The following is a 10,525-nucleotide window of genomic DNA, read 5'->3' on the forward strand; positions in this document are numbered from 1 at the left end:
GGGCGGCCACTTCGTCTCGAGGACGTGGTGCTCCACGGCCTGCGCGATTGCGGCCTCGAGCTCGGCCTCCGGCAGGCCCATGACCCTGTCCAGGAGCTCATGACCGATGTATCGGCCGCCCTTGAGCGAGACCGCGCGGACGACAGTCTGGGCCGTCTCGTCGAGCCGCTCGATGCGCGCGCGAAGGACCCGACCGAGTCCACCGCTGATCTGCTGACCGGCCACGGCGCTGGCGGCGAGCTCCTCGGCAAAGAAGGGGTTGCCCTCGGCGCGCTGGGTGATCTCGCGCAGCGTGCGGGCATCGGTGGGGATACCTTCGATGCTGCCGACGATCTGGTCCACGGCTGGGTCGGGCAGCGGCGCCAGGTTGACGTGTGTGACGTGCGGGATGCGGTCCCAGACGGCCAGGGTCTCGTGCAGAGGATGCTTGCGGTGGAGGTCGTCCGCCCGGTAGCTCGCCACCAGGCCGACCGGGGTCGTGAACGCTCGGGTCAGCAGGAGCGTGAGCAGGTCCCGGGACGAGTGGTCGGCCCAGTGCACGTCCTCGATGACGACGAGCGTCGGGCGGTCAGCGCCGAGTGCGGTGAAGAGCGCATGGACCGACTCGGCGACGAGGGCCGGGTTGGCCTCCTTCGCCGAGTCGGTGATGCCCGCGGTGTCGCCGTCCCTGCGTGGGAGGAGCCGGGCCAGGCTCGGATGGGAGCCGAGCACCTGGGTGACGACATCGGGCGCCATGCTGTCGAGCAAGCCGATGAGCTCTACGAAAGGGAGGTACGCGAGAGCACTGCCGGCCTGCCCGACACAGTGGCCGGTGACGGTGAGCCAGCCGGCCTGGTCCGCGTCGGAGGTCAGCTGCAAGAGAAGACGTGACTTGCCGATGCCGGCGTCCCCGGACAGGACTGCGACGCCACCGCGGGAGCCGTCGGGCGAGTCGACGAGCCCGATGGCTCCCGCGAGGCGGGCCAGGTCCGAGTCGCGACCGACCATCGCCCCGGTTGTGAACGGCATACGCCGAATTATCCGGGATGGGTCTGACAGCGTCTCGTGGGGTCCGGGGACCGTGGAGGTGATGGCGGCGGCGGTCACGGAGTGTCTCTGTGCACTGGTCACGGGCGAACCGGTCCAGGGGCGGGGCGGCCCGGGTCAGTGAGCCCGGGCCGGCCTCGGCATGAGGGGCGCCTCGGTGGTGCGGCGGCGGTGGGCCCGCTCCGCGATCCTGAGCGAGGCGTCCGACCGCTGACGCCATCCCCTGCGCCGAGCCGAGCCGTAGCGGGCCTCGATCTCGGCCTTCAGGAACTCCGGCGTCATCAAGGTGATTGACGTAGTCATGATGGTTTTCCTCTGGTTTGTCGTGCTGTTTTGCTGACTTCTCTAGCGTCGGCTGATGAGGTAGGCGGCCACATCGGACGTCCTCCCTATCTCCTGTGCACGGTGGAAGAGGCCACTACCTCAGAAGGCTTCGGCAAAGGACCCGGCACTACCTCAGAGACCACTCAGAGTCCCCCTCGCATCCCCCAGGAGGACGGTGCCCGACGTACCGCCCTTGGGAACGGCGGTTGCATTTAGGTAAGGCTTACCTATTCAATGGCGCCCGTGACTGTGACTGCCGATGCGGCGACCACGACGCCCTGCAGGCTGCCCTGGCTGGCGGACCTCGCAGCCCGCGGCTCGACGCCGGCGATCGTCACCCCGGACGTGATCGTGACGTACGCCGACCTGGCCGCACGCGTCGCAGCCGTCGCCGCCGGCCTCGTCGGAACGCGCCGGCTCGTACTCGTCGAAGGCGCCAACCGACTCGACAGCCTCGTCGGCTACCTCGGTGCCCTCCTCGGCGGCCACGTGGTCCTTCTCGTCCCGAGCGGGAGCGAGCCGGCACGCGAGACGATGCGAGCGGCATACGACCCAGATGTCGTCGTTGCGGCCGACGGAAGCGTCACGCTGCTGCGCGAAGGCTCTGGGCACGACCTGCATCCCGACCTTGCCCTCCTGCTCAGCACCAGCGGATCCACCGGTTCGCCCAAGCTCGTCCGGCTGTCCTGGGAGAACCTTTCCGCCAACGCGGACCAGATCGCGACCTACCTCAACATCCGTGAATCTGACTGCGCGGCAACCACCTTGCCGCTTCACTACTGCTACGGGCTATCGGTGGTCCACAGCCACCTGAGCCGAGGTGCGAGCATCGCCCTGACGGATCTCTCGGTCGTCGATGAGTGCTTCTGGACCCTGTTCCGGGAAGCGGGCGCCACAACCCTGGCGGGAGTGCCCTACACGTTCGAGCTGCTCGAGCGCGTCGGCTTCGCGTCAATGGACCTGCCCCGGCTGCGCTATGTGACGCAGGCGGGCGGACGCCTCGAGCCCGAACGGGTGCGCCACTGGGCCTCGGTCGGGCAGGCCAGAGGCTGGGACCTCTTCGTCATGTACGGCCAGACCGAGGGCACGGCCAGGATGGCCTACCTGCCACCAGCTCGCGCCCTCGAGCACCCGGCGAGCATCGGGGTGCCGGTCCCCGGCGGAGCCTTCGACATCGTCGACGGTGAGCTCGTCTACTCGGGTCCCAACGTCATGCTCGGCTACGCGGAGACTCCCGCTGACCTGGCACTCGGTCGCACCGTCGACCGACTGCGAACCGGCGATCTGGGCCATCTCACCGAGGCCGGACTGTATGAGCTCACGGGGCGTCGGAGCCGCTTCACCAAGGTGCTGGGGCACCGGATCGACCTGGACCGAGTCGAGGCCAGCCTGCGGGCGACCGGCCACGACGCCCGCTGCGCCGGTCGAGAGGGCCTCCTCGCCGTGGCCGTGTGTGATCCGGCTGGCCGCGGGGTGGACCACGGAGCGGTGCGCCGGCTCGCGAGTCGCCTCTCGGGGGCGCCCACCTCCGCCATCCAGGTCGTCGGTGTGGGAGAGCACCCCCGGCTGGCGAGTGGAAAGACGGACCACGCTGCCATCCTTCGGCTCGTTGACGAGCTCAAGGACGTGGGACACGAGGCCGAGCGCGGCCGGGCCGGGAACGTGGCGCAGATCTACGCGGCAGCACTCGGCCGGGCCGATGTCGATGCGAGCTCGACCTTCGTCGCGCTGGGTGGCGACTCACTGTCCTACGTCGAGGTGTCGATCCGCCTCGAGGGCCTTCTCGGGACCCTTCCGACCTCATGGCACCTCACGCCGGTCGCCCAGCTCCAGGAGATGGCGGGCTTGCGTGCGCAGGCGCCTCGCGGAGCTGGAGTGGCCGGGGAGTCCTCTCCGCGTGCCGAAAGCGCCAAGGCGGTTCTGCGCCGCCGCACCATCGAGACAAACGTGTGGCTGCGCGCCCTGGCGATCGTCCTCATCGTCGGGACGCATGCCGACCTCTTCTCGCTCCAGGGCACCGCCCACGCCCTTCTCGTGCTCGTCGGCTTCAACGTGGTCCGCTTCGCACTGGCCTCCGAGGCGACCCGGGGCCGCGTGCGGTCCCTGGGGCGAGGCGCCGCTCGGGTGGTGCTGCCGACGCTGGCCGTGATCGTCCCTGCCCATGTCATCTGGGGCTACTACGAGCCGCGCAACGTGGTCCTCGCCAACTGGCTGCTCGGCGAGGAGCGGCTCGGACCGCCATGGCGCTTCTGGTTCATCGAGGCCCTCGTGCTCGCTCTCGTCGTCACGATGGCCCTCGTCGCCGTGCCCGCCTTTGCCCGGGCCGAGAAGCGCTGGCCCTTCGCGCTCCCGCTCGTCCTCACCGCTGTGGCCTTCACCCTGCGACTCGACCTCTATCCGCTGCCGGGTCCGCGGATGCAGGGGTCCGCCCTGGTTGTCCTCTTCCTCTTCTTCCTCGGCTGGTCGATCGCACGCGCCGGCACACGTCGCCAGCAGTGGATCGTGACGGTGGTGGCTGTCGGAGCGGTCGGTACCTTCTCGGGCAACCCAGCGCGGGACCTGCTCTCGCTCGCCTTCGTCCTGCTGCTCATCTGGAAGCCGGTGTCCCGGGTCCCGGCTGCCCTCGTCCCGGTGGTCCATGTCCTCGCGGCGAGTTCGCTCTACATCTATGTCATCCACTGGCAGGTGCTCGAGCACCTCTGGGGCAGCCCGGTCCCGGCCTTCGTCGCGTCGCTCGCCGTCGGGGTCGCCTATTGGTGGATGTGGAGCAAGGGCGTGCCGGCGGCGCTTCGCGCCCTGAGCGCAGCCGGTCGCTGGGACCTGCAGGCAGCCGCTAGAGCCAGCCGCTAGAGCCAGCCACGCTCCTGGGCGATTCTGGCCGCCTCTGCTCGGGTGGCAGTGCCCGTCTTGCCGATCGCGGAGCTCAGGTGATTGCGGACGGTCCCTGCCGACAGGTGCACTCGAGCCGCGATCGCGGCGACCGTGCCTCCGGTGAGCGCGACGCGCAGCACCTCGCGCTCCCGATCGGTGAGCGGGTTGACCCCCTCCGCGAGGGACTCGGCCGCCAGCTCCGGGTCGACCACGCGCAGCCCGGCATGGACGCGCCGCACCGCCTCAGCCAGCTGACGAGCCGGTGTGTCCTTGACGACGAACCCGGCAGCCCCCGCCTCGAGGGCTCTGCGCAGGTACCCCGGCCGGCCGAACGTCGTGACCATGAGGGACCGACATCCGGGCAGCTCACGGCGCAGCGCCCCGACCACCTCGATCCCGTCCGCCCCGGGCATCTCGATGTCGAGCAGGCAGACCTGCGCGCCGCTGCGTCGGGCAGCTGCCACCACCTCGTCACCGCGTCCCACCTCCGCGACGACCTCGAGGTCGTGCTCGAGCCCGAGCAGCGCGGCGAGCGCCCCACGGACGAGGGCCTGGTCATCGGCGAGCAGGATCTTGATCGCTTCGCTCACAGCGTCACCTCCAGCTCGGTCCCGCGTCCGCCGGCTGGCGTGGCGACCCGGAGGGTTCCGCCTGCCCCCTCCACCCGCTCTCGCACGCCGCGCAACCCGTTGCCGACCGGTTGGTTGCCCAGGCCCCGACCGTCGTCAACGACGCGGAGGACGTTCGACGCGAGCTCGACTCGGCACGAGGAGGCTTCGCTGTGTCGCACCACGTTGGTCACGGCCTCGCGCAGCACCCAGGCGAGCACGGTCCGATGACGCGGGTCCACGTCCTCGGACCCCGCGGGTAGCTCTGCCCGGATCCCGGCGCCACCGAGGGCCGACCGTGCCGCCTCGAGCTCGTCGTCCAGCCGGGCCGCGCGCAAACCTCCGACCGTTGCCCGGATCTCGGCGAGCGCCTGCCGGCTCAGCTGCTGGATGGCGGCGAGCTCCGCCCGGGCCCGCTCCGGGTCGGCCTCGACGAGCCGTTCGGCCAGCTCGGCCTTGACGGTGACGACCGTGAGCGAGTGGCCCAGCACGTCGTGGACATCACGCGCGACGCGTTCTCGCTCGGCGACGAGATCGAGCTCACGCGACATGGCCTCGTATCGCGCGCCGCGGCTGGCCAGGACCCGGATGCCCGCCGCCATGACCCCGACAGACAGCACGATGAAGGCCACGACCCAGCCGTCCTGGCCGACGTCGACGGAGAGGGTGGCCAAGGCGCTGGCAGCGAAGGCCACGACGGCGATGGCGATGGCGATGGCCAACGGCAGCCCGAACATCGCGAAGGCGACGATGAACGGCAGGAACGACGTCGCGGCGAAGCCGATGAGCGGCACCGTAATCAAGGCGCACAAGACGAGCGCGAGCAGCCAGCGAGCGCCGGCGCCGTGCCTCGGCAGCCCTGCCTTCTCGAGTCGGTCGAGGTGGCGGAGGGCGAGGCTGAACGACAATCCGAAGGCCAGGATGACGACCACTCCGAGCGCGACCTGCCACCCGGCGAGGTGACGGTCCACGAGGCCGATGATGGGGAAGATGAGGAAGACGAGCCACACGGACTGGATGATCCAGCCGTAGCGGCTCCACGGGCTCAGGCCGGGCCGCCTCATTGGCGCCCCGGCCTGCTGCTTGCCAGCTCTGCCGGTCACTGGCGGTCGCGACCGTGCTTGACGAACCATGTGGCCAGCATCGCAAACACGACCGTCCAGCCGAGCACGTTGGCCAACGGCATCCAGAGCGGCTCCCACGTGCCGTCCGCGAGGTGACCCTCCGTCAGGGGGTACCGGGCGAGGCCGACGTAACCGTAGAGCGGCGTGAACTTGCCGATCGTCAGCATCGTGCCGGACAGGGGGATGAAGACGTTGCCGAGGAAGGCGAAGATCACGACGGATCCGCTGGCCACACCGGTTGCCGACTCGCTGCGAAACGCCGTGCCGACGAGGATGCCGTAGAGGGCGAAGACGGCCGAGCCGCCGAGGCAGAGCAGCCCGCTGAGCAGCCACGCACTCATCAACCCGCGCGCACCGGTCCACATGCCGAGCACGAAGATCAGCAGGATCGGGATGGCGGCCACGACCATGGCGACGGCGGCCTTGGCGGCGACGTACTGGGAGTCCTTCATCGGCGTGATGCCGAGCTGGCGGCCCCAGCCCTGCAGCCGCTCCGTGGCGGCCTGGCCACCGATGCTGGTCGTCGCGGTGACGGCGCCGTACGCGGCCATGCTGATCATCACGTACATCGCGACGTTCCCGTTGCCGATCACCGTCTCCTTGGCGTCCACGGTCGAGCCGAAGATGACATAGAAGAACGCGGGAAGGACCGCCGTGAAGAACATGCCCATGTAGTCCCGAGTGATGCGCTTCATCTCGAGGAGGGTGTACGTAGCGCTCATCGGACGACTTCCTTTGCTGCGTGGTGCTTTTCACGAAGAAGTGGTATGCCGCTGAGCTCGCTCTCGGGGTCACCCGCGGTGAGTGCCATGAAAGCGCGATCGAGGCTGGCCGAGGACACCTCGAGGTCGGTCCCGCCGAGCTCGGTGAGCAGCAGCAGGGCGATCGCGTCGGAGTCGGATGCCGCGACGACGGCCCGGTCGCCACGCTGCGAGACCTCGATGACACCGGGGGCTTCCAACAGCCTCGCCCTGACGACCTCCCACCGGCCGTCCGGGATCCGCGCGCTGAGCTGGCGGCCGCCGGTGGTCCGGCTGCGGATCTGCGCGGTCGTGCCGTCGGCGACCACGTGACCCCCTGCCACGAGCACGATCCGGTCCGCAAAGGAGTCGGCCTCCTCGAGGTAATGCGTCGCGAAGACGACGGTGCGCCCGGAGTTCGCGTCCGCCCGCATCGTTTCCCAGAACTCGTGCCGGGCCGTGACGTCCATCCCTGCGGTCGGTTCGTCGAGGATCAACAGGTCGGGGTCGGGCAGGAGAGCGAGGGCGAAGCGCAGCCGTTGCTGTTCGCCACCTGAGCACTTGGACACGCGCCGGTTGACGATGGGACCCAGCCCCGCGCGGTCGATCACCTCGTCGAGAGGGGTGTGAGCGGCATACGTCGAGGCAATCATCCGGACGGTCTCGCGAACTGTCACGTCGCGGAGGAGCCCGCCGGTCTGGAGAACGGCGGAGACCCGCCCGGCCAGGATCGCGTGGCGTGGTGCCTGTCCGAGGACGCGGACGGCGCCGCTCGTTGGCTCGGTCAGGCCAAGGATGACGTCGAGCGTCGTCGTCTTGCCGGCGCCGTTCGGGCCCAGGAACGCGACGATCTCGCCCGGCTTGATGGTGAGGTTGATCCCGTCGACGGCTCGGATCACGGCTTCGCCGGGTCCCCGAAACGTCTTGACGAGATCGCGCAGTTCGATGGCTGGTGCCACGTCGGTGTTCATGGAACCACTGTCGGGGCCGGGGGACTCGGCACCATGGTGCAGATATCCGGGATCCGGGGTGACAGGTGTCATGCCGGCGGGCGTGGCCGGGACCAACGGCCCTGTTCAGCGCGTCGCTGCTGGGCGACGCTCGTCGGTGGGAACCGCCCCGGAAGGAGTGTCGCCATGGCTCGGATTGCTGGATCGATCACGATCGACGCGCCGGTTGGCGAGGTCTTCGACCTGGTCGCGGACGAGCGGAATGAGCCGAAGTACAACCCGCGGATCGTCCACGCCGAGAAGGTGACTGAGGGGCCGGTCGGCAAGGGTGCCCGTTTCGTCGCGGAGCCCAAGGGCATGGGTGCCAAGGGTGTGATGACGATGGAGATGCTGGAGTACGAGCGGCCCAACCGCCTTCACAACGCCATACGCTCGTCGTACATGGAGGTGGACGGCACGCTCACCTTTGAGGAGAGCGGGGACGGCACTCGGCTCAGCTGGGACTGGGAGATGGGCCTCGTGGGCCCGATGCGTCTGCTATCTCCAGTGCTCGCGGCCATCGGCCCACGCTGGGAACGACGGAACTGGGTGGGCCTCAAGAAGTACGTCGAGGCGGGAGGGCGCTGAACGATCAGCCCGAAAGCTGTTCACTCGATCGGCGCGGCGCGCGGGCCAGGCTTCCGTCGGGTGAGCAGCACGCCCGCGATGCAGAGCGCGCCGCCCACGAACGTCAGGGCCGCGGGGACCTCCCCGAGCAGGACCCAGGCGATCAGGGTCGCGATGAACGGAACGAGGAAGGTCGTCAGCGTCAGCTTGCCGGCGTCGCTTCGAGCGAGCGCGAAAGCCCACAGCGAGAAGGCGACCGCAGTCGGGAAGACGCCGAGGTAGACGATCCAGAGCAGCGAGCTGACCTCGGCCTCGCGCACAACGGTGACGAGCTCGCCCGACCAGGGCAGCAGGCTCACGACGCCGATGACGCAGGCGAGGAAGTTCACCTCAGGGCCGGGGAGGCGCCGGAGCAGCGGCTTCTGCGCGAGCACGCCCACGCCGTAAGTGACGGCAGCCAGGACGGCCAACCAGACACCGACGCGGTCGCCGGTGCCGCCGTTTGAGAAGCCGCGGGCGATGATCGCGACGCCGCCAAAGCCGACGACCATCCCGATGATCAGCCAGGGCGTCATGCGCTCGCCGAGGAAGACCGTGGCGAGCACGGCGACGATGATCGGCCCGATCTGGACGAGCAGGGCCGCCGTTCCGGCATCGATGCGTCGTTCGGCGTCGTTCAGGGCCAGGTTGTAGATCCCGAACCAGGCCACCCCGCAGAGCAGGAGCAGGGCCCAGTCAGACCGTCGCGGCCACGTCGGCCTTCGTCGGAACACGAGGATCCCGAGCGCCACGGACGCGACGAGCAGGCGCCCCAGGGAGAGCGCCCCGGGCGGGACGTCCTGGCCCAGGTGCCTGATGGCCACGAAGGCCGATGCCCACAGCACCAGCGTCACCGCCATGGCGCCGAGCACGAGCCACCGTGAGGCGGTCTGCGTGCTCGGCGCATGCTGCCGGTCGGCTGGCCGACTCGGTGCCAGGGTCTCGGTGGAGGTCGAGTGGTCGGGCATCGTCACGACACGACGGTAGGCATCGGATGCTTCGGTGTCCCCCCAGTTTTCCGCGCGACGCGGTGAGGCGCGGTGGGCGAACCGGACTGCGCAGGCGCGGTGGAGGGCCGGGCGATCGCGGCCAGCTCTGCGCCGCGTCGCGCCTCGTCGCGATCGGACCGCAGGTCCTCGCCGGGGCGCCAGCGCGGGCCGTCGGCGGAGCGACGATGCCGGATCTCGAGGGCGAGGTAGAGGAGGGCGATGAACAGGAGCGGAGTGAAAGAGGTCATGGCAGAAATAATGCGCTCGTTTGATTACCGCCACGAGTGGCAGAACTGACGATGTACGTTCATTTTCTGCCAACTTTGTGCCACACTCAGAACATGCTTCGCACTGTCGCCGTCCTCGTCGAGGAACCCGTCGCACCGTTCGAGCTCGCCGTCCTCTGCGAGGTCTTCGGGATCAACCGGACCGAGGACGGAGTGCCGCCGTTCGACTTCCGGGTCTGTGCCGTCGACCCGACCCGGGTGCTCGCCACGAAGACCGGGATGGGGATCGTCGCAACGCACCCGCTCGAGGCGGCGCGAGATGCGGATCTCATTGCCATTCCGGGTGGCTCGGTGAACGGACCGTTCCGGCCGGAGGCGCTCGAGATCCTCCGGGAGGCCGTGGACCGCGGTGCCCGCGTGCTCTCGGTGTGCAGTGGCGCCTTCTGGCTCGGCGAGGCGGGCCTGCTGGACGGACGCGACTGCGGGACCCACTGGAGGTACGCCGAGCTGCTCGGGGAGCGCTTCCCTGAGGCCCGGGTCGACGTCGATGCGATCTATGTCGAGGACGGTCCGGTCCTCACCAGTGCGGGGACGGCGGCAGGGATCGACGCCTGTCTCTACCTGGTCGCCAAGGAGCTCGGCACCGACGTGGCCAACCGGATCGCACGCCGCATGGTCGTGCCCCCGCACCGCGCAGGTGGACAGCGCCAGTACGTCGAGACCCCAGTGCCGGCCGAGCCCTCCGACAGCTTGCAGGACGTCCTCGACTGGCTGTCTGAGCACCTCGACGAGGACCACTCGGTGCCAAGCCTCGCGGCCCGCGCCAACATGTCCGAGCGCACCTTCGCGCGCCGGTTCGGCCAGGAGGTCGGCACGACGCCTCACAAGTGGCTCACCGCGCAGCGCATCCGACGCGCCCGGCACCTGCTCGAGACGACCACCCTTGACGTCGAGGCCATCGCCCACGCCTGCGGCTTCGCTACGGCGGCCGTCCTGCGCAGCCATTTCCAGAGGGAGCTGG

At 69.5% G+C, this 10,525-nt stretch carries 11 protein-coding genes; 3 read left to right on the forward strand and 8 right to left on the reverse strand.

The window, feature by feature from the left end; genetic code table 11:
* Together VIR15_RS12845 and VIR15_RS12850 are read right to left on the reverse strand one after the other, a co-directional pair.
* Positions 1-1,008: ATP-binding protein (locus tag VIR15_RS12845; protein ID WP_331928204.1), on the reverse strand; the 1,008-nt coding region annotated here is incomplete at its 3' end.
* Positions 1,009-1,143: 135 nt separating this feature from the next.
* Positions 1,144-1,329: a hypothetical protein gene (locus VIR15_RS12850; RefSeq protein WP_331928206.1), complete on the reverse strand. Its 186-nt coding sequence runs from the start codon at positions 1,327-1,329 to the stop codon at positions 1,144-1,146.
* A 264-nt stretch (positions 1,330-1,593) separates the two neighbouring features.
* Here VIR15_RS12850 and VIR15_RS12855 point away from each other — a divergent pair, with 264 nt between their 5' ends.
* Positions 1,594-4,200, forward strand: a complete 2,607-nt coding sequence (locus VIR15_RS12855) for an AMP-binding protein (RefSeq protein ID WP_331928208.1) — start codon at positions 1,594-1,596, stop codon at positions 4,198-4,200.
* Here the strand turns inward: VIR15_RS12855 and VIR15_RS12860 are convergent.
* The 4 genes from VIR15_RS12860 to VIR15_RS12875 are packed head-to-tail and all read right to left on the reverse strand — an operon-like array spanning position 4,197 to position 7,664.
* On the reverse strand, positions 4,197-4,811 hold the full coding sequence (locus VIR15_RS12860) for a response regulator (RefSeq protein ID WP_331928210.1): 615 nt from the start codon (positions 4,809-4,811) through the stop codon (positions 4,197-4,199). The genes VIR15_RS12855 and VIR15_RS12860 overlap by 4 nt on opposite strands.
* Positions 4,808-5,932 carry a sensor histidine kinase gene (locus tag VIR15_RS12865; RefSeq protein WP_331928212.1) on the reverse strand — a complete coding sequence of 375 codons (1,125 nt, stop codon included), beginning with the start codon at positions 5,930-5,932 and terminating at the stop codon, positions 4,808-4,810. Before VIR15_RS12865 ends, VIR15_RS12860 begins: the two co-directional genes overlap by 4 nt.
* Positions 5,929-6,675: an ABC transporter permease gene (locus VIR15_RS12870; protein WP_331928214.1), complete on the reverse strand. Its 747-nt coding sequence runs from the start codon at positions 6,673-6,675 to the stop codon at positions 5,929-5,931. The genes VIR15_RS12865 and VIR15_RS12870 overlap by 4 nt, the downstream gene beginning before the upstream one ends.
* Positions 6,672-7,664 carry an ABC transporter ATP-binding protein gene (locus VIR15_RS12875; RefSeq protein WP_331928216.1) on the reverse strand — a complete coding sequence of 331 codons (993 nt, stop codon included), beginning with the start codon at positions 7,662-7,664 and terminating at the stop codon, positions 6,672-6,674. Before VIR15_RS12875 ends, VIR15_RS12870 begins: the two co-directional genes overlap by 4 nt.
* Positions 7,665-7,829: 165 nt before the next feature.
* On the opposite strand from VIR15_RS12875, the gene VIR15_RS12880 reads away from it, so the two are divergent.
* Positions 7,830-8,270, forward strand: coding sequence for an SRPBCC family protein (locus tag VIR15_RS12880; RefSeq protein WP_331928218.1), 441 nt, complete (start codon positions 7,830-7,832; stop codon positions 8,268-8,270).
* Positions 8,271-8,290: 20 nt separating this feature from the next.
* Here the strand turns inward: VIR15_RS12880 and VIR15_RS12885 are convergent, their stop codons facing one another.
* Positions 8,291-9,256 (reverse strand): DMT family transporter, encoded by a 966-nt coding sequence (locus VIR15_RS12885; RefSeq protein WP_331928224.1) that lies wholly within the window; start codon positions 9,254-9,256, stop codon positions 8,291-8,293.
* Positions 9,257-9,258: 2 nt separating this feature from the next.
* Positions 9,259-9,525 carry a hypothetical protein gene (locus tag VIR15_RS12890; RefSeq protein ID WP_331928220.1) on the reverse strand — a complete coding sequence of 89 codons (267 nt, stop codon included), beginning with the start codon at positions 9,523-9,525 and terminating at the stop codon, positions 9,259-9,261.
* 93 nt (positions 9,526-9,618) lie between these two features.
* Between VIR15_RS12890 and VIR15_RS12895 the strand changes: the two genes are divergently transcribed.
* Positions 9,619-10,525: GlxA family transcriptional regulator (locus VIR15_RS12895; protein WP_331928222.1), on the forward strand; the 907-nt coding region annotated here is incomplete at its 3' end.

The organism is Intrasporangium sp. (assembly GCF_036566125.1).
In the GTDB taxonomy this organism is placed as follows: domain Bacteria; phylum Actinomycetota; class Actinomycetes; order Actinomycetales; family Dermatophilaceae; genus Intrasporangium.

Bases quoted from the DNA above. Each gene is read 5' to 3' on its own strand.
- VIR15_RS12890 (WP_331928220.1), bottom strand. From the start codon at position 9,525: ATGACCTCTTTCACTCCGCTCCTGTTCATCGCCCTCCTCTACCTCGCC.
- VIR15_RS12880 (WP_331928218.1), top strand. From the start codon at position 7,830: ATGGCTCGGATTGCTGGATCGATCACGATCGACGCGCCGGTTGGCGAG.
- VIR15_RS12870 (WP_331928214.1), bottom strand. From the start codon at position 6,675: ATGAGCGCTACGTACACCCTCCTCGAGATGAAGCGCATCACTCGGGAC.
- VIR15_RS12850 (WP_331928206.1), bottom strand. From the start codon at position 1,329: ATGACTACGTCAATCACCTTGATGACGCCGGAGTTCCTGAAGGCCGAG.
- VIR15_RS12885 (WP_331928224.1), bottom strand. From the start codon at position 9,256: ATGCCCGACCACTCGACCTCCACCGAGACCCTGGCACCGAGTCGGCCA.
- VIR15_RS12875 (WP_331928216.1), bottom strand. From the start codon at position 7,664: ATGAACACCGACGTGGCACCAGCCATCGAACTGCGCGATCTCGTCAAG.